Origin of the sequence: Bradyrhizobium tunisiense (assembly GCF_042263385.1) — a bacterium.
GTDB lineage: Bacteria > Pseudomonadota > Alphaproteobacteria > Rhizobiales > Xanthobacteraceae > Bradyrhizobium > Bradyrhizobium tunisiense.
The window spans coordinates 38,157-61,478 of record NZ_JBHLEV010000011.1 but is presented as its reverse complement, the minus strand read 5'-3'; the positions used below and the strand labels follow the sequence as shown (position 1 = coordinate 61,478).

Genomic DNA, 23,322 nt, shown 5'->3' with positions numbered 1-23,322 from the left:
GTTCCCGCTCAAATACAGCGGCGTGCAATCCGTCCAGATGTGAGGCCCATGAATGATCCGTCCGCCCCATCGCCCGGCCAATTGCCGACGATTCCGCCGCTCGTCGCAATTGCCATGCGTCCGCTGCCTCTGTTGCCGCTGCAGCTCGTTCTTGGCGGCGTCCTGCAGCGGATCCACCGGCGCAACCCTGCAATGTTCGACCGGCTGGGCGAGCACGCGCGCGCGCGGTTCGGGATCAAGCCGATCGATCTGCCCTTTGCCTTCGTGGTCGAGGCGAGGCCGCCGCGCTTGTCTGTCGTGCGCAACCTGCCGAAAGACCTGGACGCGCGGATCTTTGCCTCGCTCGCCAATCTCCTGGCTCTGCTCGAAGGCAGGGTCGATGGCGATGCCCTGATGTTCTCGCGCGAGCTCCTCGTCGAGGGCGATGTCGAGGCGGTGCTGGCGCTGCGCAATACGATCGACGACACCCAGCTCGATCTCGTCACTGAGCTGTCCTCGTTGTTCGGCCCGCTGGGCGCGCCGGCGCGGCGCGCCTTCGAGGCCGCCCGTGGCCGCGTGATCGGTTCACCGGGGCAAGGCGAGCAATCGAGATGATGGAGTTGATCTGTCCTGCCGGCACGCCGGCCGCGTTGAAGAGCGCCATTGATGCCGGCGCCGATGCGATCTATTGCGGCTTCAACGACGAGACCAACGCGCGTAATTTTCCCGGGCTGAACTTCAGCCGCGACGAGCTGCGCAAGGGGATCGCGCTGGCGCACGCCCGCGGCGCCAAGGTCCTGGTGGCCATCAACACGTTCCCGCGCGCCTCCGCCGTGGACATCTGGCATCGCGCCGTGGACGACGCGGTGAGCGCCGGCGCCGATGCACTGATCCTCGCCGACATCGGCTTGATGGACTACACCGCGCGGCGCCATCCGAACCAGCGTCTGCATGTTTCGGTTCAGGCCGCGGCCGCAAATCCCGATGCCATCGCCTTCTACGCCGAAACCTTCGGCGCCAAGCGCGTCGTGCTGCCGCGCGTGCTCAGCGTGCCTGAGATCGCCGAGATCACCCGCGAGTCCGCCTGCGAGACCGAGGTGTTCGTGTTCGGCGGCCTCTGCGTGATGGCCGAGGGGCGCTGCTCGCTGTCGTCCTATGCCACCGGAAAGTCGCCGAACATGCAGGGCGTCTGCTCGCCGCCGAGCCACGTGACCTATGAGCAGACCGCGGAGGGGACCAAGTCCAGCCTCGGCGGCTTCACCATCAATCGGTTCGGCATGCGCGAGCCCGCCGGCTATCCGACGCTGTGCAAGGGCCGCTTCTCGACCGCACAGGGCGCCGGCTATATTTTCGAGGATCCCGTCAGCCTGGACGCCACGACCCTGCTCAAGGGCATGCGCGATGCCGGCGTGACCGCGCTCAAGATCGAGGGCCGCCAGCGCGGCCGGGCCTATGTCGAAAGCGTAGTACGCCATTTCCGTCGTGCGCTCGCGACGCTCGAGGCCCGGAGTGAGACGGATATTGCGAGCCTGAAGCCCTTCGCCGAAGGCCAGGCCTCCACGCTCGGCGCCTATCGCAAGACCTGGCGTTGATCCGTTCGAATATGCGAGCTCAAGCGATGCAACTCAGCCTCGGTCCAGTTCTGTACAATTGGGCGCCGGAACGCTGGCGCGACTTCTATTTCCGCATCGCTGACGAGGCGCCGGTCGACGTCGTCTCCATCGGCGAGATCGTCTGCTCGAAACGCTCGCCGTTCTTCGCCGACCACATCCCCTCCGTGGTGGAGCGGCTGCAGGGCGCGGGCAAACAGGTACTGCTGGGCTCGCTCATCCTGGTCTCGCTGCGGCGTGAACGCCGCCAGACCGAAGAGCTCGCTTCGGCTGAGGGCGCGCTGGTCGAGGTGAATGATCTGACCTGCCTCAAGGCGCTCGCAGGCCGGTCGCATGCCATCGGGCCCTTCGTCAACATCTACAACGAGGCGAGCGCGGCCTTTCACGCCGCGCATGGAGCGAAACGCATCTGCCTGCCGCCGGAATTGCCGCTGGCTTCGATCGCGGCGATCGCGCAGGCCGTTCCTGATGTTACCACCGAGGTGTTCGCGTTCGGCCGGGTGCCGCTCGCCATCTCTGCCCGCTGCTATCATGCGCGCCTGCACAAGCTCGCGAAGGACAATTGTCGCTTTGTCTGCGAGAAGGATCCGGACGGTCTGCTCCTGAACACGCTGGAGCATCAGGATTTCCTGACCATCAATGGTGTGCAGACCCTGTCTCACACCTGCGCCAATCTGCTGGGTGAGGCCGGCCTGCTGCACGAGAGCGGCGTCCGCGCGCTGCGCCTGTCGCCGCAGGATTGCGACATGGTCGAGATCGCGAAGATCTTTCGCGACGTGCTGGACGGCCGTGACGATGTCGAAGGCGGCAACCGCCGTTTTGCCGCAGCCTATCCCGGCGTTCCGTTCTCGAACGGGTTCCTGTGGGCAGAGCCAGGTCATCTCTATCATCAGGCCCGATCAGGCGATGCGCCAGGCTCGGCGGCGTAACACGACAAAGCTACGCCGGCGCATCAGAAGGTCGTGGCCATCGTAGCCAGACGCCGATACGCCCTTTCCCGTGCAGCCTCTATCCGCTCCTGCGGCCCGGTGGTTGGCCCGATCGGCACGAAACGGATGTTGTCGATGCCGATGAAGCGCAGGATGTCTCGCAGGTAGGGTGTCGCCATGTCGATGCGGCCGCGATTCATGCCGGTGGAAAAGTCGCTGCCGCTGGCGAGAATCACCAATGTCGGCCGGTCCTTGAGCAGCGGAAGATAGCCCTGTGACGGGTCGAACCGAAAGGTCAGCCCGGGCTGGACGATGATGTCGAACCAATGCTTGAGCTTGTAGGGGATGCCGAAATTCCACATCGGCGTCGAGATCAGCACGCGATCGGCCAGCGAGAAGCGCAGCGCCATGCGCTCGGCCTCGGCAAAGCCGTCACGTTGCGCATCGTTGAAGGTTTGACCGTCCATCCGTGCATATTTGGCCTCGACGATGGGACCTGCGAATTCCGGCATCCGCTCCCGCCAGATGTCGACGACGTCGACGTCCCAGTCTGGCCGCGCCTGACGAAAGCCGTCGAGAAAGACGCGCGCGCCGGCACTCGAGACGGAGTCGGTGCGGGGCGAGCAGGACAGGTGCAGGAGCTTCACCAGCGTTCATCCCAACGCTCTGATGACAGTGTCCGCCCGGGTGACGATCGCGACGTTCTGCATGGCGAAATTGATCGACGCGGCGTGCCAATCGGCATTCATGGTCGAGCAGCAGTCTTCGGGGACGATCATGAAGTAGCCCTTGTCGGCGCCGGTGCGGGCGGTGTGCTCGACCGACATGTTGGTCCAGGCGCCGGTGTTGATGATCATGTCGCGCCCGGTCGCCTTCAGGATCGTTTCAAGCCGCGTGCCTTCCCAGGCGCTCATGCGCATTTTCTCGACGACGAAATCGCCGGGCCGGGGTTCGAGGCCGGAGACAGGCGCTGCGCCCCAGCTTCCGCGCACCATCGCCTTGCTGTCGACGAGACCCTCGAATAACGGCGCATTCAGCGTCACGCCGGGCGCGCCGGGCTCGACGACGAACCAGACGTGGATGATGGCGACGCCGCGGCTCCGCGCGGTCTCTGCGAGGCGGCGGACATTCTCGACAACATGCTGTTGCTTCGCGTGGCCTGGTGCGCCCGAATCGGCGAAAGCGCCGCCGTCCATGATGACGTCGTTCTGCAGATCCTGGATGATCATGGCGCAGCGCTGCGGATCGAGCCGCATGTCCCCGTCAGCGAGGATCGGCGCCGCCGGTGCGACGCCTGCGGTCGCGCCGCCGCCGCTTCGCCGGCCGCTCATATAGGGCTCGTGCCGCGGGCCGACCTTGGTCGGAATCGCATAGACCGAGTGGGGCGCGGTCAGGTACAGCGTTCGGAAATCCGGCCCGCCCCAGGCGAGGTTGGCGACCAGCTCGGCCACGCGCACCTTGCCGAGCAGCTCGCCGCGCGGCGAATAGACCCAGACGCCTCCGGGCGCGGTGACCCAGACATTGCCGTGCTGGTCGCACTTCATGCCGTCGGGAAGGCCGGCTTCGAGCTCGGAGCGTATGCCGCTTGCGAACACCCGGGCATTCGAGAGCGAACCGTCGGCATTGACGTCGAAGACGCGGATCAGCGCCTGCACGGTGTCGTTGACATAGAGCAGCTTCTCGTCGGGTGAGAAGCACAGCCCGTTCGGCTGGTCGAACAGGTTTCGCTCGACCACGAGTTTCGGCTCGCCGCCGGGCACGATGCGATAGACGCCCTGGAAGCCGAGCTGGCGCGGCCGCTCGACACCGTAGACCGGCATGCGGCCGTACCAGGGGTCCGAGAAATAGATCGCGCCGGACGAGTGTACGCAGACGTCATTCGGGCTGTTCAGCTCCTGTCCCCCGAAATGCGAAGCCAGCACTTCGCGCCGCCCGTCCGGCCGCTCGCGGATCAGCGACGATGTCGCGTGCTCGCAGACGATCAGATTGAGCTCGGCATCATAGGTCATGCCGTTGCACTTGTTGGAGGGGCGCTTGACCTCGACCACGCCGCGCCGCGCATCCCAGCGTCGGCGCACATCGCCCGGCATGTCCGAGAACAGCAGATAATGATCGACCGGATGCCAGATCGGTCCCTCCGTGAAGTCGAAGCCGGTGCCGACCTGCGCGACCGGGGCATAGGGGTCGATCAGGGCCTCGAACTCGCTGCGCAAGGTGACATGGGTCATCGGCCGATCCTCAACTCACGTTACGCCGGGAACCAGTTGCGCGGGGGCAACGATTGCACGATCGGTCCGGGGACCTGATCGTGCAGGCGCCCGACGACGTTGCCGCCTTCGATCTTGGCGGGACGGTCATGCACCGGCAGCAAATAGCGCGAATTGCTGAGCAGCTTCTTGATCGAGGCCTTCTCCGCCCGCTTGCTGGTGCCATGGTTGCCCGTCGTGCGTGGCTCCCAATCGTGGATCTCGTTGAACGGCGTCACGATCTGATCGTTGAAGTCGTAGATCACGTCGCCGCAGATGGTTGCGATGCCATCGGCCGTCTCCACGATGACGTTCATCGAGCCCTCGGTGTGTGCATTGGCGGCGTCGCAATAGACGCCGGGCATCAGCTCGATCGGACCGGTGATCTCGAGGTCGAGGAAGCGCAGCGCGCTTTTGGTGTGCAGGCGGTCGATCAGGTGCTTGATGTCGGGGGCCGGATATTGCGGATGCATCAGGCCGGAGACCGAGTATTCGAGCTCCTTGCGATTGAGCACGACGGTCGTGTTCATCGAGAACAGATCGTCCTTGCCGGCATGGTCGATGTGCAGATGGGTATGGCAGACGAAGCGGACGTCGCCCATGCGCACGCCGTGGCGCGCGAGCTGGTTCTCGATCATGTTCTCGTGGTACTGCAGCCCGCGCATGCCCAGCGTCTCCATGATCTGGTTGGAGCGGTAGCCGGTGTCGACCACGACGGGATATTTCCCCCCGAGGATCAGGAAGCCGAGGGTGAGGACGCGGCGGGTGCGGCCGCAATCGCGGCCGAGAACCAGAAAGCTCGATTCCAGCTCGATATCGCCATAGTCCAGGATCTTGATCTCCAGCGCCATTCGTTGCCCTCCCTCATCTGTTTCTTGTCTGTCAAAGCCGGTAGACGCGCGTCGCCGTCGTCCTGAAGATGGCGTCCTGCTGCTCAGCACTGAACGGCGCCGCGGCGCCGCGAAAGGCGTTCACGAACTCGCGATAGCTGGTCCACAATTTCTCGATCGGGAAGTTGGAGCCGAACAGACAGCGTTCGGCGCCGAAGATTGCGACGGTGTCGGTGAGCACGGCGGCGATGTGCGCGGGATCGTTGCGATGGATGAAGGTGCCGAGCCCCGAAAGCTTCGAGACCACGTTCGGACAGGCCGCGAGCCGGGCCATTCCGGCACGCCAGGCCGCGCGTCCCGCCGGAGAGAGATCCTCCAGCATACCGGCATGCTGGAGGATGAAGGTCACCTCGGGGCAAGCCTCGGCAAGCGCCGCGGCGTCCGGCATCTGCGGGGTGAACACCTGCAGGTCGAAGCTCCAGCCATAGTCGGCGAGGCGCGCGACGTTGCGCTGAATGATCGGATCGGCGCAGAGATCTGCGCGGGCTGCGAAGCGGTAGAGCGGGTTCTCGTGCCAGTGCAGCTGCATGCGCGCGCCGCGCATCAGCCGGTAGCACTTCAGGCGGTCGAGCTGCGGGCGTACGTCGTCCGCGGCGAAATTGGCATAAGCGACGATCGCGTGCGGCCAGCCGTGTTCGTCCGCTGTCTGCTGCACCCAGGCAGCCTCGTCCTCGAAGCGGTCGTTGGCCCAGTTGGTCTGGACATAGACCGAGCGCGTGACGCCGGTGTCCTTGAGGTCGTCGAGATACTCTTGAATCGGATAGTCGCGCCGGATCGGCTCGTAAGGTCCGAAGATGCGCGGTTGCATGGGGCCGATCAGCCAGGGCAGGTCGGCCTGCCGCCAGATGTGATGATGGCCATCGACAATACCGTTCACGCCGCTCTCCTTCGTCCCAAAGCCAGAATGTGCGCGACGATCGACGCGCTCGAACCGCCATCCACGAGGTCGTCGACGAAGCGCTCGATGGCGACAAGCGCCTCGGTCTGCGGGCGGAAGCCGGGGCCCGTCGCCAGCGGCGTCAACCAGCTCACGCGCCAGGCCCGGCGCGACAGCTTTGCGACGGCGTCGCGGAGGGCGTCGGTCTCGCCGCGTTCGAGCCCGTCGGAAACGATCGCCACGGCGGCGCCGCGGGCGTAGCCACCGAACCGCGGGACGGCCAGGAACGCTTGCAGCGCGTCGCCGATCCGGGTGCCGCCGTCCCAGTCGCTGACGAGGTGTGCAGCGGCGTTCATCGCCTGCTCGCGGCGCTTCAGCCGCAACGGGCGGGTGACGCGGGTCAGCCGCGTGCCGAAGGTAAACACCTCGACATTGGGCGCAGCCTGCACCAGCGCATGGGCGAGCTTCATGTTTTCCTCGGTGCGGCTCTTCATCGAGCCGGAGACGTCGATCAGCAGCAGCATCTTGCGCGGGCGTCGGCGCCGCTTCATGTGGCCGAGCCGCAAGATCTCGCCATCGCTGCGGACGCTGTCGCGCAAGGTGCGACGAAGGTCCACAAACGGCCCGCGCCGGGTGCGCATGCGGCGGTGGCCGCGCCGCCGCGGCAGGCGTCGCGGCGCCTCCCGCGCCAGGCGGCGCAACGCATCCGCGTTCGCGGTCGCCCCGAAGCGGCGCTCGACCAGCGCCTCGGCGCGCGTTGCGGTCAAGCCGGACTCGCTCGCCTCTTCCGAGAGAAGCGGCTCCTCATCACCACGGCCTTCCTCCTGAAGCCGGACGGTCTCGTCATCCTCGCCGTCGTTGGTGCGCTCGATGGCCTCGCTGCCGCGGAAATGCAAATCGAACAGCCGATCGAAGGTCGCGCGGCGCTCGGGCGGCGGGGCCAGCGTCGCCAGGGCAGCCTGCCTGATGTGCTCGACGCTATCGGGGCCGAGCAGTCCGATCGCCGCCAGGAACGTCGTCGTCTGCTCCGGTGCCACGGCAAAGCCGTTCGCGCGCAGCAGGGGAACGAACGCGACGAAGACGCGCGCGGCGCGCGGGAGCTGCGGCTCGGTGCTCATGCCGTCGCCTCCGCGAGCATCGCATCGAGCCGCGGCGAAATGAAATGCAGATCCTCCTCGTCCTTCAGCGCCACCCCGATCGAGCGCTTGAAGGCATCCGGCCATCGTGCGCCGCCCTTGTGGAGCAGCGTCGCCGCCTCGGCCCAGTCGACGGCCTCGGCAATGCCCGGCGCCTTGCTGAGGGGTTCGCGCCGCAACTTTTCCACGGCTGCGACGACGGCGCGGGCGGTGGCCTCAGCGACGCTGGAGGCGCGCATCATGATGATCCGCGCCTCGCGCTCGGCGGTCGGATAGTCGATCCAGTGATAGACGCAGCGGCGGCGCAGGGCTTCGTGCAAATCGCGCGTGCGGTTCGACGTCAGCACGACCACGGGGCGTTCGGCCGCGCGAACCGTGCCGCGCTCGGGAATCGAGATCTGGAAGTCGGAGAGAAATTCGAGCAGGAACGCCTCGAACTCCTGGTCGGCGCGGTCGATCTCGTCGATCAGGAGCACGGTGGAATCGGGCGCGCGGAGCGCGGCCAGCATCGGCCGCTCGATCAGGAAGGTTTCGCCATAGATGTCGATGTTCTCGTCGCCGGCCTGGCGGATCGCCAGCATCTGGCGCGGGTAGTTCCATTCGTAGAGCGCAGCGGACGCGTCGATGCCCTCATAGCATTGCAGGCGGATGAGGCGGCGGCCGAGCACGGCGGCGATCGCTTTTGCGGCTTCCGTCTTGCCGACGCCCGGCGCGCCTTCCAGCAGCAGCGGCTTGCCGAGCGCGAGGCCGAGATAGGCTGATGTCGCAAGGCCCTCGTCGGCGAGGTAATAGGCCGCGCGAAGCGCCTTCTCCAGTGCCTCCGGGCTGTCGATGCCGACGATGTTGCTGCGAACCGCCACGGCTCAATCCTCTAGCGCCGTGCCTGCGGCCGTGCGCCGCCCTGGCTCTTGATCGCGCGCAGTACCTTTTCAGGCGTGATCGGCAGGTCGTCGATGCGCACGCCCACGGCGTTGAAGATCGCATTGGCGACGGCCGGCAGAACCGGGTTGGCGCACATCTCGCCGGGGCCTTTTGCCCCGAAGGGACCATCGGGCGCGGGGCGTTCCAGCACCGCGATATCGTGCGGACAGATGTCGCCGGGACCTGGCATTAGATACTCGACGAAGTCGCGGGGGCCGTGAACGGGGTCGGGATAATAGGGTTCCGGGGTCTCGTAGAGCGCGTGGCTGACGCCCATCCAGGCGCCGCCGACGAGCTGCTGCTCCACCAGACGCGGGTTGAGCGCGCGGCCGAGCTCATAGGCGGAGTCCATCCGTACCATCGCGACTTCGCCGGTCTCGTCGTCGACCTCGACTTCGGCGACGAGACAGGCATGGGCATAGCAGGTTGCCGGCGACATCTCGCCGGTCTCGGGATCGACGTTGGAGAGCGGGACCAGGAAGATGCCGCGACCGGAGATGGTCTTGCCCTGCTTGAACTGCGCGGCAATCGCGACGTCCTTGGTCGAGATCGAGCGGTGCGGTGCACCTTTGACGTGGATGTTGCCGCGGCCGTCGGTCTCCAGATCGGCCGCGTTGACCTCCAGCTCCTCCGCGGCCGCCTCCATCATCACGCCGCGCGCCTCGCGGGCCGCGGCCATGACGGCGTTGCCGACGCGGTGGGTGCCGCGCGAGGCGAACGAGCCCATGCAGTGCGGGCCGGTGTCGGAGTCCGCCGTGTCGACATAGACGTCCTCGACCGGCACGCCCAGCGTCTCGGCGCAGATCTGCCGCGTCACCGATTTCATGCCCTGGCCGAGGTCGATCGACGACAAGGCCACGGTGAACTTGCCGCTGGGATTGGAGTGAACCAGGGCCTGGCTGGGATCCCCGCCAAGGTTCATGCCGATGGGATAATTGATCGACGCCATGCCGCGTCCGCGATGCCTGGTCATGTCAGCGTCTCCTGGTGCCGAACACCGACGAGAACCGCGTCGCGCCGTGGGATGGCGCAGCCGGGCGCGGCGGGGGAGATGGCGGCGCCGGCGGGGGCGGATCGCGCGGCGGTTCTCGCGTGACCGTTGGCGGCAGCCGGTCATAGCTGGTGCGTTGCTGGACCGGCGCGGCTGGACGTGCGCGCGAAGAATCCGTCGGCGTTGGTGGGATCACCGCGCGGCTGCCGCCGCCCTCCTTGCGCGAGGAGGCGCGCCTGAACTCGTCGCGGATCGGCCATTTGGCTTTCTCAGCGGCGACCTGCACGCATTCGATCAGCGCCGTGTTCTTGGCCTCGCGCCGGTGTGCCTTCATGTCGCCGTCGCGATAGGCGTTGAGGATGCGAAACTCCATCGGGTCCATGCCGACGAGGTTCGCGAGCTTGTCCATCTGGCATTCGATGGCGAAGTCCATCGCCGTGACGCCGAAGCCGCGCATGGCGGTGGCCGGCGTGCGGTTGGTGAAGACGCAATAGACGTCGCCATAGACGTTCGGGATGGTGTAGGGGCCCGGCAGATGCGCGGCGCACTTCACCGCGGCGTAGCTCGACAGCCGCGTATAGGCGCCGCTGTCGAAATAGGCGCGGATCTTGCGCGCGACGATGCGGCCGTCACGCATCACGCCATCCTTGATGTAGATCCGTTCGGCGCCGCGCGGCGGGCCGTATTGCATTTCTTCTTCGCGCCCGAACACGTAGCGGACGGGGCGTCCCGTCAGCATGGCGCCGAGGATGGCGAGCGGCTCGGTCAAAGTGTCCACCTTGCCGCCGAAGCCGCCACCCACGGTGCCGCCGATGAAGTGGAAAGTGTTGGACGGCACGTCCAAGATCTTGGCGCAAGTGTCGACCGAGAAGAACAGCGCCTGCGTCGAGGTATAGACGACGTAGCGGCCGTTGGTATCCGGAGCCGCAATGGCGCCGTTGGTCTCGGTCGGCGCGTGCTCGATGGGCGACATCTGGTAGCGCTGCTCAAGCACGTGATCTGCGCTCGCTAGCGCCGCATCGGCGTCGCCGAACCGCAGGCGCTGGTGGTCGTAGACATCGTGATAGATGAAAGCGTTCTTCGGATAGGTCTCGTTGACCACGGGCGCGCCGGGCTTGAGCGCGTCCTCGACGTCGAACACGGTCGGCAGCGGTTCGTAGTCGACCTTGACCTTCGCGATGGCCTCGAAAGCCTCGCGCTCGCTGTCGGCGACGATCGCGACGATGGGCTCGCCCTTGTAGCGGACCTTGTCGACCGCCAGCGACGGCTCGTCGTCCTTGCCGAAATTGATCAGGCTCAGAAGCGTGTTGAGATTGACCGGCACGTCCGTGCCGCGGATGATCCGGCGTACGCCGGCCGACCGCTCCGCCTCGGTGGTGTCGATGCGACGAATCCGTGCATGGGCCTGTGTCGAGCGAACGACCTTCAGGTGCAGCATGCCCTGCAGCTTATGGTCGTTGAAGTAGCTCGACGTGCCCGTGACATGGCCGAGCATGTCCTGGCGTTGGGTGCCCTTGCCGATCTCCTTGAGGTTATCGTCGCGCTCGTCGGCGAAGATGTCCTTGCGCAGTTCCAGCATGGTCTGACCTCAGGCGCTGACCCGGCCGCCGGCGGCAGCGAGGATGGCATTGATGATCGGCTCGTAGCCGGTGCAGCGGCAGATGTTGCCGGAAATGGCTTCGATCACCTCGTCGCGGCTGGGCGAGGGATTGCGGTCGAGCAGCGCCTTGGCGGCCATCAGCATCCCCGGGGTGCAATAGCCGCACTGGGCGGCAAAATTGTCGGCGAAGGCGCGCTGCAGCGGGTGCAGGTTCGGGCCCTGCTTCATGCCGTCGAGCGTGTCGATCGAACGGCCGGCGACCGTCTCGGCGAGCGTCAGGCAGGAGAGGTGCAGCTCGCCGTCAACGAGCACGCTGCACGTGCCGCAGCCACCCTGGCCGCAGCCGAATTTCGGCGTCATGTCGCCGATCAGCTCGCGCAGCGCCACCAGCAGATTGGTGCCGCCGTCGACGAAGATCGCGACGTCGCGGCCGTTGTGACGAAATTGCAGGGGGATTTTGGCCATGGCCCTATTCCTGTTCCGACAGCAAACGACGTAGATGCACGCCGACGATCTCGCGGCGATACCAGGCGCTGCCGAGCGCGTTGTCGGATGGCGAGGTTCCTTCGGTGGCCGCGGATGCGGCCGTCGCGATGGTCGCGGCATCCAGCGAGCGGCCCTCCAGCGCGCGCTCGGCGGCGCGGGCGCGGATCTGGGTCGGTGCCATCGATCCCAGCGCGATCCGGGCGCCCGCGATACGTCCGCCGCTGATCGGCAGATGGGCCGCGAGCGTGACGACCGAACCGCCCTTCGGCTTGATGCGCGCGATCTTGCGATAACGGAAGGCTTCGCTGTTGGCGGGACGGGTGCAGGACACCGACAGCACCAATGTCCCGGCCTGTCGTTCGCGCGCCTGCAGGAACTCTTCGATCGGGACGTCGCGCGCGCCAAAGCCGCCGGCTACAGTGACGGTAGCATCGAGCGCCAGCAGCGCGACGGTGAAATCGCCGTAGGGATTTGGCGCGAAGAGGTTGCCGCCGACCGTACCCATGTTGCGCACGGCGGGACCGCCGATCGAACGGGCGGGCGCGTGCAGGAAGGCGAGGTCGCGTTCGGCGAGGACGCGCGCGAAGGTGACGCCGGCGCCCAATGTGATGCGTGGGCCCGAGGCGTCGATCCTGGTCAGTGCCTGGTCCTGTGCGCGCACCACGGTCGAGATGGAAACATCCCCCTCGTTCAGCGCTCGCATCACCAGCGTGCCGCCGCCGAGATAGCGCGCGCTGCGGTCCGAGGACAGCGCGCCGGCCGCCTCGCTGGCGCTTGCAAAAGTCTTCACTGTCACAGCCATGATTACGCGGCCTCCTTCAGGTGCCGGCGGATCGCCTCGAAGCCTGCCTGATAGATGTCTTCGGCGACCATATGGGTAATACGATCCTTGTCCTCGGGCTTCGTGGTGAAGCGGGATTCCCAGTGCCAGAAAGTCCGGTCGCCGTCGGTGACCGGCAGCAGCCGGACATGAGCGACGTAGTTGAACATCGGCACCGGTGTATCGAGCAGGCAATAGCTGAAGGACTGTTCCAGGTCCGACAGCGCCAGCAGTTGCTCGCGCAACTCGGAGCCGTCCTTCAGCTTGAACCGCCTGACGCAGCCGATCTTGTCGGACGACTGCGCACGCTCGATCGAGGAGGTCGCGACCGCCGGATGCCAGCGATCATGCCCGTTGAAATCGCGCAGCACCGCCCACGTCGCGTCGGTCGGTGCGTCCAGGATCGTGCTCTTGACGATATGCGGCACGGCTAGCCTCCGAACACACGCTTGAGCGCGTCGAACCCGCCCTGGAACACGCCGCCGCCGATATTGCTGACGAGCTCGGTCTCCCGCTCCGGCGCGCAGTCGAACTCGGCGGTCCATTCCATGAAGGTCTGGTCGCCGTCGGTGACGGGGGTCAGCCGCAAGGTCGCGACGTAGTTCTCGACGCCCATTGGCGATTCCAGGATCGAATAGGTGCAGAACATGTCGTAGTCGGAGAGGCCGAGCAGCTTCTCGCGGATGCGGTCGCCGTTGCGCAGGCGAAAATCTCGCACACAACCGATCTTGTCGGGGGGCTCGCCGCCCTCGATGCGGCTTTCGGCGATGGCCGGGTGCCAGTTCGGCAGGCCATTGAAATCACGCACCCGCGCCCAGACGCGGTCGTTGCGGGCGTTGACGACGGTGGAGACGTAGACGCGAGCCATGGTGCGACCTCAGCTCTTCTTCTTCGGCCCGCGCTCGGCCGCCGCCTCGCCGCCCTCGGCCGCAGGCGGGGAGGCCGCTGGCTTGTCACCCCCACCGCCGCCGCCCTTGCGCGCGGACTCCTTGATGCCCTGCATGTCGCGCGCCTCGCGGATCAGGCCCGGCATCTTGGCGAGGCTGCCGCCCTCGACGCCGATATCCGCCAGGATGGAATCGATCAGCGGTGCCTGGACGCGGTAGCGCAGGGCGGAATCGATCACCTCGTCAGTGGCGCTGCGGCCGCCATTGCCGCCATTCCCGTTGCCGTTGAGGCCATCGACCTGCAGGATGCGGATGCCCTCGATCTTCTCCATCGGCTTGACGCTTTCGCGCACGATGCCCTCGATCCGGTCGAGCAGCTTTCTGCGGAACAGCGAGTAGCGCGCCTGATCGGTCAGCACATTCTCGGCCTCGTTGAGCATCCGCTGCGCCTCGGCCTCCACCGCCGCACGAACGCGCTCGGCTTCCGCTGCGATCCGGGTCTCCTCGGCTTGTTTCTCGGCGATCAGGATTTCCACCGTCTTGCGTCGCTTCGCGATCTCGTTCTCGCGCGCCGTGATGACGCGCTCGGTTGCTTCCGTCGCACGCATCCGCGCTTCCTCTGCCGAAGCCTTGGCCGCGGACTCTTCCAACGACTTCAGGTGGATCGCGATCGCCTTCTCCATCAGGACGGTCTCGACCTCCTTCTCGCGGTTGACTTCCAGCTTGCGCAGCTCGCGCTCGCGGCCGACGCGGGCTTCATCCAGGCCGCGGTCGGATGCGATGCGTGCGCGCTCGACCTCCTCGCGGGAGGCGATCTCGGCCTCCTGCAAGGATTGCACGCGGGCGACCTCGAGCTGCTCGATGGCGCGGCGGCGTTCGATGCGCGCGGCTTCCAGCGCCTGCTCGCGCGACACGTCGGTGGTCTCGACCTCCTTGCGCGCGACGATCTCGGCCTGCTTGACCTGGCGATCGGCATCGATTCGTTCGGATCGCTTGGTCGACAGCGCGATGACGCGGTCCTCGTCGGCGATCTCGACCGCCTTCTTCTGCTCGATATTGAGCACCTCGCGCTTCTTGGAGGAATTGATACGCTCGGCCTCCAGCGCCAGATCGACAGTGATGCGCTGGCGCTCGATGGCGTCGCGCCGCTTCAGCTCGGCCGCCTCCAGCACGCCGGTGCGCTCGATTTCGAGCGCCTTGGTGTCGCGCTCGGCCTGGATGCGCTCGGCCGCAACCGTCTTCTCCTGGGCGATGCGGGCCGCCTCGATCGCTTCGCGCGAGGCGATATCGGCCTCCTCGATGGCACGGTTGCGGGCGATCTCCAGCGAACGCACGCGTTCTTCCTGGGCTATGCGGCTGGCCTCGGTGGTCTCTCGCGCGGAGATGCCGGCGACGTCGAGCGCTTGATTACGCTCGATCTCCAACTGCCGCGTGTTCTGTTCGGCGGCGATACGCTCTGCGGCGAGCGTCCGCTCGCGGGCAATGCGGGCCGCTTCCACGGCGCGCTGGGCCTCGATCTCGGCCTCCTGGATGGTGCGAACCTGCTGGATCTCCAGCGCGCGGGTACGCTCGTCCGAGGAGATGCGCTCGACATTGACGATCAGCGTCTGGGCGATGCGGGCCTTCTCGGTCGCCTCGCGGGCGGCGATTTCGGCCTCGTCCACGGCACGCGAGCGCTCGATCTCGCGGCGCCGCGTCTCTTCCTCGTTAGCGATACGGGCATCGGTGACGACGCGGTCCTGCTGGATCCGCGCCTTCTCGATAGCTTCGCGGGCGGCGATCTCGGCTTCCTCGATCGTGCGCATGCGCTCGATCTCGCGCTGGCGCACCTCGCGCTCTGACGCAATCCGCGTAGTGTCGATCGAACGCTGGTTGGCGATCCTCGTCTTCTCGATCTCCTCCCGTGCCAGCAGCTCCTTCTCCTCGATGGTCCGGGTCCGCTCGATCTCTTTCTGGCGGGTTTCCCGCTCCGAGGCGATGCGGGCCTCGGCGATCGCCTGGTCATTGGCGATGCGGGCGCGCTCGATGGTCTCGCGGGCGGAGATCTGGGCCTGTTCGGCCTCGGTCTCGCGCAGCGCGCGTTCACGGGCGACTTCCGTGCGTTGCAGGGCGCGGCGCATCTCGATGTCGCGCTCCTGCTCCAGCCGCGCGGTCTCGCTCTCGCGCTCGATCTCGAGGGCCTGCCGCTCGGCCTCCAGGTTGCGGGTGCGGATCTTGATCATCGAGTCCTGCTCGATGTCGTTGCGCAGCTTCCGCCTGGCCTCGATGTCCTGCATCAGCTGGGTCAGGCCTTCGGCGTCGAACCGGTTCGACGGGTTGAAGAATTCGAGGTCGGTCTGGTCGAGATCGGTGATAGCGACGGATTCCAGCTCGAGGCCGTTCTGGGCGAGGGCCTCGGCCGCTTCGGTCTTGACGCGCGCGACATAGTCGCCGCGCCGCTCGTGCATCTCTTCCATGGTCATTTCAGAGGCGACGGAGCGGATCGCGGAGATGAATTTGCCGGCGAGCAGCGCGTGCAACTGCCCGGGCTCCAGGGTACGGCGGCCGAGCGTTGCCGCTGCGATCGAGACCGCTTCGCGGGTCGGCTGCACGCGGACATAGAAGTCGGCTTCGATGTCGACGCGCATGCGGTCACGGGTGATCACGGCATCCTGCTTCGAGCGTACGACGCCCATTGGCAGCACGTTCATGTTGACGGGCGTGTAATCGTGGATGAAGGGCAGCACGAACGCGCCGCCATTGATCACCACGCGTTCGCCGAGGAAGCCGGTTCGGACGAACGAAGTCTCCTTGGAGGAGCGGTGGTAGAGCCAGTTCACGATGTAGACGCCGACCACGATCACGACGATCGCGACGATCAGCCAGAGGATCAATTCACCGACCAGATTCCCCGACATCTTTCCCTCCCTCGTACCTTCGGCGTTACCGCGAGCCGATCGCCTTGAATTGACGCACCTGTTCCGTCAGCGCCCGCTCCACGGGCAGCCGCTCCATCGAGGAGGCGCCGTAGAAGCCGTGGCAATGGCGGGTGTTCTTCATGATGAAATCGGCGTCGGCGGGATCCGCGATCGGACCGCCATGCGCCAGCACCAGAATGTCCGGATTGACGCTGAGTGCGGCGGATGCCCAGGTGTCGATCTGCGCCGGACAGTCGTTCAGCTTTGGCGCGGTCTGAGCGCCGATCGAGCCGCCGGTCGTCAGCCCCATGTGGCAGACGATGATGTCGGCGCCGGCGATCGCCATCGCGGCGGCCTCCTTCTCGCTGAAGACGTAGGGCGTGGTCAGCATGTCCTTGTCGTGCGCCTTGGCGATCATGTCGATCTCCAGCGCGTAGGACATGCCGGTCTCTTCGAGATTGGCGCGGAAGGTGCCGTCGATCAGGCCGACGGTCGGAAAGTTCTGGACGCCGGCAAAGCCGAGCGCCTTCAACTGGTCGAGGAACACGTCCATGTCGCGGAACGGATCGGTGCCGTTCACGCCCGCGAGCACCGGCGTCCTGGTGACCACGGGCAGAACTTCGTTCGCCATTTCGAGCACGATGGCATTGGCATCTCCGTATGCCATCAGCCCCGCGAGCGAGCCGCGGCCGGCCATCCGATAACGGCCGGAATTGTAGATGACGATGAGATCGACACCGCCGGCCTCCTCGCACTTGGCCGATAGCCCGGTGCCGGCGCCGCCGCCGACGATCGGCTCGCCGCGCCTCGCCATCTCGCGAAACCGCCTCAGCAGTGCCGTGCGTTCAAACCTTGCCATCGGTCACCTCGCTAGTCTCCGCCGCGTAGCCGTGCGGCCGAACAGGGTTCGGAATGCACTGACGATGGCGGCGGCGAAGTCGGGATCGTTGATGTTCTTCGGGACACGAAGGAGCTGACGATTGCCGGTCTGCCGTACCGTGCGCTCGAGCGTGCGGAACAGCGCGGCGTCGGCGTCCGGATCCCAGAACGGTTGGCCCCGCGCATCGAGCGCGGAGACACCGCCTTCGGGCAACAGGAAGCGCACAGGGCCATCCATCTGGTTGAGCCGCTCGCCGATCCAGCGGCCGATCCGCTCGTTCTCTTCCACGGTCGTCCGCATCAACGTCACCTGCGGATTATGGACGTGGAACTTGCGGCCGCGGTAGCGCTCGGGAATGGTCTCGGGCGCGCCGAAATTGACCATGTCGAGCGCGCCGACCGAGCCGACATAGGGGATGCGCGTGCGGATGACCGCGCCGAGGCGGTCCTCCGTCGCCGGGAACACGCCGCCCATGAGGAGATCGCAGATCTCGGTCGTGGTGAGGTCGATGACGGCGGCGAGCTGGCCGGACTCGACGAGCTTCTCCATGGAGCGGCCGCCGACGCCGGTGGCGTGGAAGACCAGGCACTCGAAATCGTCACGCAGATCGGCCGCGATCTTCTGCACCGCCGGCGTCGTCACGCCGAACATGGTGATGCCGACCGAAGCCAGGCCGGTCTCGGATGCCGTGGCGGCGCGCGCATCGAGGCGCGCCTTGACCATGCCGGCGATCGCATGGGCGCCGTTGGCCAGCACCGCGCGAGAAATCGAGTTCAGCCCCTGCACGTCGGTGACGGAGTACATCATCGTGATGTCGGCCGGGCCGACATAGGGCCCGACGTCACCGGACGCGACGGAGGAGATGATCAGCTTGGGCACGCCGACCGGGAGCGCGCGCATTCCCGGAGCAACCAGCGAGGCCGCGCCGGACCCGCCGGCCGAGATCACGCCGGCGACATTGCCCTGGCGCCGCAGCCAGTTGGCGAACGCATCGGCCATCGCGGTCACGGCAACCCCGCGATCCGGCCCGAATACCGCGGCCCCGCCGCGGCCGTGATTCAGGGCGATCTCCTGCGCGGAGACATCGCAGGACGAATGCTTTCCGCTGGTCGAGACGTCGACCAGCCGCGTGCGCAGGCCGCTTTCAGCGATGATGTCGCGGATGTAGCGCAGCTCGATGCTCTTGGTGTCGAGCGTGCCGACGACCAGCACCACCGGTGGGCCCGCGGTCTGCGCCGCTACCGGCTCGCGCTTGCGCCGCGCCGTATCGTCGAGCCGCGCGACTTGAGTCGAGAGCGTGCGCGCCGCCGCCTCGATGCGGGCGATCGGCACCGGCTGCGACCACCGCGTCGGCAGCGTCGGGTTGGAGATGTAGATGCGGATCGGACCGTCGCGGCGCGGGGCCGGCGCCGGTTTGGCTTCGGTGCCGGACGCCGCGACATCGACATCGGGCTCGAGCTCGGCGTGAAGCCCGACGCCGAGCAGGCGCTGCTGCAGCTCGCGGTCGGCGGCGAGCCGCGCGGAATCGATGATGCGGTTGATGCGCCCGTTGACCATGATCGCGACGTTGCGCGAGATCGCGGTGGCGACGCCGATATTCTGCTCGATCACGAGCACGGACATATCGCCGTCCTCGCCTAGCCGCAGCAGCATCTCCTCGACCTGCGTCACGATGACAGGCGCAAGGCCCTCGGTCGGCTCGTCCATGATTAAAAGCTGCGGATTGGTGAGCAGCGCGCGCGAAATCGCCAGCATCTGCTGCTCGCCGCCGGAGAGCTGGCCGCCGCCGTGATCCCGGCGCTCGGCAAGGCGGGGGAAGGTGTCGTAGATGCGCTCGACCGTCCAGGCACCTCGCCGCATCCCGCCGGCGAGTTGCAGATGCTCCTCGACGCTGAGCGAGCGCCAGAGCCGGCGGCCCTGCGGCACATAGCCGACGCCGAGCCGGGCGATCTGGGCGGAAGGCCGCTGCGTGACGTCCTCGCCGCGAACGCGGATCGAGCCGCCGCTCACGGCCACCAGCCCCATGATCGCCTTGCACAGCGTGGTCTTGCCCATGCCGTTGCGGCCGACGACGGAGAACACGCCGCTCTCCAGCGTGAGGTCGACGCCTTGCAGGGCGTGCGAATGACCGTAATAGACGTCGAGGCCGCGGACCTCGAGTGCGGCGGCGGAGCGGCGGACCTCACTCATGGCCGCCTCCGAGATAAAGCTCCTGCACCTCGGGGTCGGACTGGATCTCCTCCGGCAGGCCCTCCTTGAAGATGCGGCCGTTGTGCATCATCGTGACGCTCTCGACGACGCGTAGCGCCACGTCCATGTCGTGCTCGATGATGATGTAGCCGATATGCGCCGGCAGCGAGGTCAGGATCTCGATCAGCTCGGCCCGTTCGGTCGGCGACAGGCCCGCGGCCGGCTCGTCGAACAGGACGAAGCGCGGGGCGCCGGCGAGCGCCAGCGCGATCTCGAGCTGGCGCTGCTGGCCGTGCGCGAGCTCGGCCACGCGCTGATCCTTCACGGCCGAAAGATGCACGGCCTGAACCAGATTGTCGGCCGCATGCATCAGGGCATCGTTCTGTCCCGGACGCAGGAACGAGTAGCGCCCGCGCGAGACGCCGCGGCAGGCGAGGTAGACGTTGTCCTGCACGGTGAGGCCGGGGAACAGCGCCGAGATCTGGTAGGTCCGGCGCAGCCCGCGCCGGATCCGCTCGTAGGGCGGGAAGTGGGTGACATCTTCGCCGAAGAAGCGGATGGTGCCGGAGGAGGGCGCGAAGTCTCCGGTGATGCAGTTGAACAGCGTGGTCTTGCCGGCACCGTTGGAGCCGAGCACGGCGCGCCGCTCGCCGGGGCGCACGGTCATGGTGACATCGGTCAGCGCGGCGAGTGCGCCGAATAATCGCGTCACACCGCGCAGCTCAAGCGCTGCACCAGCGCCGACGGCCGAAAGGCGTTGCGCGACGCTATCCATGGCCGCGTCCTCCGCCAGGTCGATTTGCGGCCGGACGCCGGCTCTGACGCCAGCGCTGCCACAGACCGATGACGCCGTCCGAGGACCAGAACACGATGGCGAGAAAGCCGAGCCCGATCAGCAGCCGGAAGCGGTTGCCGTCGAGGCCGATCCTGACCAGGAAGTCGAGCGCGAAGGTGCGCAGCAGCACGAAGATCAGCGCGCCGATGAACGGGCCGATCGGACGTGTGATGCCGCCGACGACGGCGATGATCAGCACGTCGATGCAGGCCCCGACGCTGACCGAGCCCGGCGAGATCTGGCGGTAGTTCCAGACCTGGAGCACGCCGGCCAGCGCGGCCACGAAGGAAGCGAAAGCATAGGCCGCGATGCGGTGCGCATTGACGTTGAAGCCGAGCGCCGCCATGCGGCGCGGATTGTCGCGCACGCCCTGAAGGGCGAGGCCGAAGGGGGCGCGCGAAAGATATTCGACCGCGAAATAGCAGAGCGCGGCGACCGCCAGCACGATGTAATAGAAGGGAATGTCGGCGCGCCAGTTGACGCCCCAGAAATGTGGCGTGGCCACGGTATTGATGCCGGTATGGCCGTTGAAGATCGCCCAGTTCTGATTGGTGAAATAGTAGAAGGCAGCTCCGATCGCGAGCGTGATCATGATGGTATAGATGCCTTCGGTGCGCACGGCGAGCGCGCCGCCGAGTGTGCCGAACGCGGTTGCCAGCGCCAGCGCCATGGGGACCGCGAGCCACCACGGCCAGCCCAGGCTGATATTGGCGTTGCCGCTGACGCCGAACACGGCGACCATGTAGGCCGAGAAGCCCGCGATGGTGAGCTGCATCAGGCTGACCATGCCGCCATAGCCGGCGAGGAACATCAGGCTCAGCGCCATGGTGCCGAGAATCAGGGTGGAGGCGAAGATCTCGATCAGGAAAAAGCCGTTGGCGATCAGCGGCATGATCACGAGAACGACCGCGACGATCCAGGCCGCGGGATTGTTGATTTCCGGCCACGTCCGGGCCGCGCGCTGCGCCATTGTGGCGGGAGGTGCGGTAACGCGGGCATCGTGGGCGAGCGACATGTCAGCGCCTCGCCAACAGGCCTTGCGGCCGGATCGCCAGCACCAGCACCATGATCAGGAAGGTCACGACGATGGCGTAGGTCGGGATGTAGACCGAGCCGAGCTGCTCGGCGAGGCCGATGATGAGCGCCCCGAGCGCCGCGCCGGGGATCGAGCCCATGCCGCCCACGATCACGACGACGAGCGAGGCCAACAGGAATCGAATGTCCTCACCCGGCGATAACGACTGGAAGGTGCCGCCGACGACGCCGGCCATGCCCGCAAGTCCCGCGCCGAACGCGAACACGGCCACGAAGACGAGCTGGATACGCACACCGGTCGCAGCGAGGATATCGCGGTCGTCGACGCCGGCGCGGATGATCATGCCGATGCGGGTGCGATTGAGCGCAAGCCACATCGCCACGCCGATGATCACGGATGCTACGAAGATCACCAGCCGCACCATGGGATATCTGAGATAGACCGGCTCGCCAGAGGATTTGATTGCCGTGACCAGCGGCAGCTCCACGGGGCCGATCAGCCAGTTCGGTGTCTGGATCTGGTAGAAATCGCCGCCGCAGGCCCACAGCATGAGATCGGCGAACACGATTGAAAGCCCGATCGTCACCATGGTCTGCCTGAGATCCTGCCCCTCTATCCGGCGGAACACGATCACTTGGAGCAGGACGCCCACCATGGCGGTTAGGATGAAGGCGACGATGAAGCTGAGCACCCAGGAGCCGGTCGCCGTACTGACGGCGTAGCCGACATAGCCGCCGAACAGGTAGAGCGAGCCGTGTGCGAGGTTGACGTTGCGCATCAATCCGAAGATCAGCGTGAACCCGCTGGCGACGAGGAAGTAGAGCCCTCCAAGCGTGATGCCGTTGAAGACGGCGTTGAGGAAGACGCGCTTGCGGCCTACGGCCTCTTCGAGGCCCGGCGGCCAGACCGCGAAGATCAGCCAGAGCGCGACGGCAACGGCAATTATCAAAATCAGTGCCCAGGCCGGATGGCGTTCGACAAAGCGGCTCATGCTCTCGCCCCGCACACGGGGATAGGTCGCGAAGGCGCGGGCACAGCCCAACCGTCTCCCCGCAGGCGCGGAGAGGAGGGATGCAAGCCGCTGCCGGCTGCGAGCCCTGCCATGGACGAACGTCCTCCCTGGACCAGCGACCCTCTTTCGGGATCGCGTTGCCCGCATCCTAGCGAGGCTGCGCGAGTGACGTTTGATCGTGAGTATCTTTTCGTGGCCCGCCGCTCAGGCGCGCAAAATCTTGGCTGCGCGGCGATAATCGGTCGGGGCCATCCCGACATTGGCGGCGAAGAAGCGGGTGAAGCCGCTCTGCGAGGAGAAGCCGAGATCGAAGCCGATGTCCGCGATCGGCGTCTCGCTCGCCACCAGGGCGTCGAGCGCCTGTTCCATGATCAACGTGTTGAGATAGAGATTTGGGGTGACGCCGGTTTGTGTGCGGAACAGACGGTAGAAGTGCGGCCGGGACAGGCCGGATTCGCGCGCGATCGTATCGAGCTCGATTTCGGCACCGGGGCTTTCCGACATCATCTTGATGCATTTGCGCACGCGGAAATCGGTGACGGACCCGCTTGCGCGCGGATCGCGGGCGATCTCGGCCTGCTGCCAGCTTTCGTCGTAGCAGATGTCGATCAACCTCCGCAGCTCGGAATCCAGACTGGAGAGCGATGGTGCGCCGCACACGAGCGCGGCGGTTCGCCTGATGTGCTTGTCGAGTGCCGGCGTGCGCTTGAACTGGGTGCGGCCGAAACGCAGCCGGTGGGTCCCCGAAGCATCGGGTGCGAACCATTCGGCGTTGACGTAGAGCACGAAGAAGATCGCGCCTCCCTCCAGATCGGCAGGCAGGAAATTGTGCGGCTCCCAGGGATTGACCGCGACGACGGACGACTCGGTGAGATCGTGGTGCCCGTCGGACACGTCGATGCATGCGGGCATGCCGCCGACATGGAAGATCAGATGACCTTCGCGATGGGCGTGGATATTGAAAGGGCGGTTCAACTGATAAACCGTCGCCCGACCGAACCGGCCGTGGAAGACGGCGAGCGCACGGCTCATGCCTTCCCCTCCCGAATGTTCTTGTCTTTTCGGTCAGCGTTCAACAACGCCGACAAGTTTGCAAGAGC

22 protein-coding genes are annotated in these 23,322 nt (G+C 66.4%); 3 read left to right on the top strand and 19 right to left on the bottom strand.

All coding sequences use genetic code 11. From position 1 onward, the window contains the following. Nucleotides 1–48: 48 nt before the first annotated feature. Genes ubiT through ubiV form a run of 3 tightly spaced genes read left to right on the top strand, consistent with a single transcriptional unit; the run spans nt 49 to nt 2,518 of the window. Nucleotides 49–594: a ubiquinone anaerobic biosynthesis accessory factor UbiT gene (ubiT, locus tag ACFDR6_RS32445; protein WP_375860820.1), complete on the top strand. Its 546-nt coding sequence runs from the start codon at nt 49–51 to the stop codon at nt 592–594. Further along, on the top strand, nt 594–1,571 hold the full coding sequence (gene ubiU / locus ACFDR6_RS32440; RefSeq protein WP_375860969.1) for a ubiquinone anaerobic biosynthesis protein UbiU: 978 nt from the start codon (nt 594–596) through the stop codon (nt 1,569–1,571). The genes ubiT and ubiU overlap by 1 nt, the downstream gene beginning before the upstream one ends. A 26-nt stretch (nt 1,572–1,597) precedes the next feature. Then, a complete protein-coding gene (ubiV, locus tag ACFDR6_RS32435; protein ID WP_375860819.1) occupies nt 1,598–2,518 on the top strand; it encodes a ubiquinone anaerobic biosynthesis protein UbiV in 921 nt (306 codons plus the stop codon). 23 nt (nt 2,519–2,541) lie between these two features. Here the strand turns inward: ubiV and ACFDR6_RS32430 are convergent, their stop codons facing one another. The 19 genes from ACFDR6_RS32430 to ACFDR6_RS32340 form a co-directional block, all read right to left on the bottom strand. Then, complete coding sequence (locus ACFDR6_RS32430) at nt 2,542–3,168, bottom strand: FMN-dependent NADH-azoreductase (protein WP_375860968.1); 627 nt, start codon at nt 3,166–3,168, stop codon at nt 2,542–2,544. Between the two features lie 3 nt (nt 3,169–3,171). Beyond that, nucleotides 3,172–4,746 carry an isochorismatase family protein gene (locus ACFDR6_RS32425; RefSeq protein ID WP_375860818.1) on the bottom strand — a complete coding sequence of 525 codons (1,575 nt, stop codon included), beginning with the start codon at nt 4,744–4,746 and terminating at the stop codon, nt 3,172–3,174. Between the two features lie 20 nt (nt 4,747–4,766). Continuing rightward, a complete protein-coding gene (locus ACFDR6_RS32420; protein WP_317242720.1) occupies nt 4,767–5,615 on the bottom strand; it encodes an MBL fold metallo-hydrolase in 849 nt (282 codons plus the stop codon). A gap of 31 nt (nt 5,616–5,646) precedes the next feature. Then, nucleotides 5,647–6,531, bottom strand: coding sequence for an amidohydrolase family protein (locus tag ACFDR6_RS32415; protein ID WP_375860817.1), 885 nt, complete (start codon nt 6,529–6,531; stop codon nt 5,647–5,649). Continuing rightward, entirely contained in the window at nt 6,528–7,649 is a 1,122-nt protein-coding gene (locus ACFDR6_RS32410) for a VWA domain-containing protein (protein ID WP_375860816.1), read from the bottom strand. Before ACFDR6_RS32410 ends, ACFDR6_RS32415 begins: the two co-directional genes overlap by 4 nt. Further along, nucleotides 7,646–8,527 (bottom strand): AAA family ATPase, encoded by an 882-nt coding sequence (locus ACFDR6_RS32405; RefSeq protein ID WP_375860815.1) that lies wholly within the window; start codon nt 8,525–8,527, stop codon nt 7,646–7,648. The genes ACFDR6_RS32410 and ACFDR6_RS32405 overlap by 4 nt, the downstream gene beginning before the upstream one ends. 11 nt (nt 8,528–8,538) lie before the next feature. Continuing rightward, nucleotides 8,539–9,561: a xanthine dehydrogenase family protein molybdopterin-binding subunit gene (locus tag ACFDR6_RS32400; RefSeq protein WP_011086158.1), complete on the bottom strand. Its 1,023-nt coding sequence runs from the start codon at nt 9,559–9,561 to the stop codon at nt 8,539–8,541. Between the two features lies 1 nt (nt 9,562). Next, on the bottom strand, nt 9,563–11,158 hold the full coding sequence (locus ACFDR6_RS32395; protein ID WP_317242724.1) for a xanthine dehydrogenase family protein molybdopterin-binding subunit: 1,596 nt from the start codon (nt 11,156–11,158) through the stop codon (nt 9,563–9,565). Between the two features lie 9 nt (nt 11,159–11,167). After that, nucleotides 11,168–11,644 carry a (2Fe-2S)-binding protein gene (locus ACFDR6_RS32390; RefSeq protein ID WP_212092013.1) on the bottom strand — a complete coding sequence of 159 codons (477 nt, stop codon included), beginning with the start codon at nt 11,642–11,644 and terminating at the stop codon, nt 11,168–11,170. Between the two features lie 4 nt (nt 11,645–11,648). After that, a complete protein-coding gene (locus ACFDR6_RS32385) occupies nt 11,649–12,467 on the bottom strand; it encodes an FAD binding domain-containing protein (protein ID WP_212092015.1) in 819 nt (272 codons plus the stop codon). A 2-nt stretch (nt 12,468–12,469) separates the two neighbouring features. Further along, on the bottom strand, nt 12,470–12,913 hold the full coding sequence (locus ACFDR6_RS32380; RefSeq protein WP_063202619.1) for an SRPBCC family protein: 444 nt from the start codon (nt 12,911–12,913) through the stop codon (nt 12,470–12,472). A gap of 2 nt (nt 12,914–12,915) precedes the next feature. After that, entirely contained in the window at nt 12,916–13,353 is a 438-nt protein-coding gene (locus ACFDR6_RS32375; RefSeq protein WP_375860814.1) for an SRPBCC family protein, read from the bottom strand. Nucleotides 13,354–13,362: 9 nt separating this feature from the next. Then, nucleotides 13,363–16,269, bottom strand: a complete 2,907-nt coding sequence (locus ACFDR6_RS32370) for a flotillin family protein (protein WP_375860813.1) — start codon at nt 16,267–16,269, stop codon at nt 13,363–13,365. A 25-nt stretch (nt 16,270–16,294) separates the two neighbouring features. Continuing rightward, nucleotides 16,295–17,128: a phosphoenolpyruvate hydrolase family protein gene (locus ACFDR6_RS32365; RefSeq protein WP_375860812.1), complete on the bottom strand. Its 834-nt coding sequence runs from the start codon at nt 17,126–17,128 to the stop codon at nt 16,295–16,297. A 3-nt stretch (nt 17,129–17,131) separates the two neighbouring features. Continuing rightward, nucleotides 17,132–19,339, bottom strand: a complete 2,208-nt coding sequence (locus ACFDR6_RS32360; protein WP_375860811.1) for an ABC transporter permease — start codon at nt 19,337–19,339, stop codon at nt 17,132–17,134. Next, entirely contained in the window at nt 19,332–20,114 is a 783-nt protein-coding gene (locus tag ACFDR6_RS32355) for an ABC transporter ATP-binding protein (RefSeq protein ID WP_317242728.1), read from the bottom strand. Before ACFDR6_RS32355 ends, ACFDR6_RS32360 begins: the two co-directional genes overlap by 8 nt. After that, nucleotides 20,107–21,189 (bottom strand): branched-chain amino acid ABC transporter permease, encoded by a 1,083-nt coding sequence (locus ACFDR6_RS32350; RefSeq protein ID WP_375860810.1) that lies wholly within the window; start codon nt 21,187–21,189, stop codon nt 20,107–20,109. Before ACFDR6_RS32350 ends, ACFDR6_RS32355 begins: the two co-directional genes overlap by 8 nt. A gap of 1 nt (nt 21,190) precedes the next feature. Further along, complete coding sequence (locus ACFDR6_RS32345) at nt 21,191–22,201, bottom strand: branched-chain amino acid ABC transporter permease (RefSeq protein WP_212092029.1); 1,011 nt, start codon at nt 22,199–22,201, stop codon at nt 21,191–21,193. A 225-nt stretch (nt 22,202–22,426) separates the two neighbouring features. Further along, nucleotides 22,427–23,254 (bottom strand): helix-turn-helix transcriptional regulator, encoded by an 828-nt coding sequence (locus ACFDR6_RS32340; protein WP_212092031.1) that lies wholly within the window; start codon nt 23,252–23,254, stop codon nt 22,427–22,429. Nucleotides 23,255–23,322 lie beyond the last annotated feature (68 nt).

Bases quoted from the DNA above. Each gene is read 5' to 3' on its own strand.
- ubiV (WP_375860819.1), top strand. From the start codon at position 1,598: ATGCAACTCAGCCTCGGTCCAGTTCTGTACAATTGGGCGCCGGAACGC.
- ACFDR6_RS32365 (WP_375860812.1), bottom strand. From the start codon at position 17,128: ATGGCAAGGTTTGAACGCACGGCACTGCTGAGGCGGTTTCGCGAGATG.
- ACFDR6_RS32420 (WP_317242720.1), bottom strand. From the start codon at position 5,615: ATGGCGCTGGAGATCAAGATCCTGGACTATGGCGATATCGAGCTGGAA.
- ACFDR6_RS32375 (WP_375860814.1), bottom strand. From the start codon at position 13,353: ATGGCTCGCGTCTACGTCTCCACCGTCGTCAACGCCCGCAACGACCGC.
- ubiU (WP_375860969.1), top strand. From the start codon at position 594: ATGGAGTTGATCTGTCCTGCCGGCACGCCGGCCGCGTTGAAGAGCGCC.
- ACFDR6_RS32370 (WP_375860813.1), bottom strand. From the start codon at position 16,269: ATGTCGGGGAATCTGGTCGGTGAATTGATCCTCTGGCTGATCGTCGCG.
- ACFDR6_RS32345 (WP_212092029.1), bottom strand. From the start codon at position 22,201: ATGAGCCGCTTTGTCGAACGCCATCCGGCCTGGGCACTGATTTTGATA.
- ACFDR6_RS32400 (WP_011086158.1), bottom strand. From the start codon at position 9,561: ATGACCAGGCATCGCGGACGCGGCATGGCGTCGATCAATTATCCCATC.
- ACFDR6_RS32395 (WP_317242724.1), bottom strand. From the start codon at position 11,158: ATGCTGGAACTGCGCAAGGACATCTTCGCCGACGAGCGCGACGATAAC.
- ACFDR6_RS32425 (WP_375860818.1), bottom strand. From the start codon at position 4,746: ATGACCCATGTCACCTTGCGCAGCGAGTTCGAGGCCCTGATCGACCCC.
- ACFDR6_RS32410 (WP_375860816.1), bottom strand. From the start codon at position 7,649: ATGAGCACCGAGCCGCAGCTCCCGCGCGCCGCGCGCGTCTTCGTCGCG.
- ACFDR6_RS32340 (WP_212092031.1), bottom strand. From the start codon at position 23,254: ATGAGCCGTGCGCTCGCCGTCTTCCACGGCCGGTTCGGTCGGGCGACG.
- ubiT (WP_375860820.1), top strand. From the start codon at position 49: ATGAATGATCCGTCCGCCCCATCGCCCGGCCAATTGCCGACGATTCCG.
- ACFDR6_RS32355 (WP_317242728.1), bottom strand. From the start codon at position 20,114: ATGGATAGCGTCGCGCAACGCCTTTCGGCCGTCGGCGCTGGTGCAGCG.
- ACFDR6_RS32360 (WP_375860811.1), bottom strand. From the start codon at position 19,339: ATGAGTGAGGTCCGCCGCTCCGCCGCCGCACTCGAGGTCCGCGGCCTC.
- ACFDR6_RS32385 (WP_212092015.1), bottom strand. From the start codon at position 12,467: ATGGCTGTGACAGTGAAGACTTTTGCAAGCGCCAGCGAGGCGGCCGGC.
- ACFDR6_RS32350 (WP_375860810.1), bottom strand. From the start codon at position 21,189: ATGTCGCTCGCCCACGATGCCCGCGTTACCGCACCTCCCGCCACAATG.
- ACFDR6_RS32390 (WP_212092013.1), bottom strand. From the start codon at position 11,644: ATGGCCAAAATCCCCCTGCAATTTCGTCACAACGGCCGCGACGTCGCG.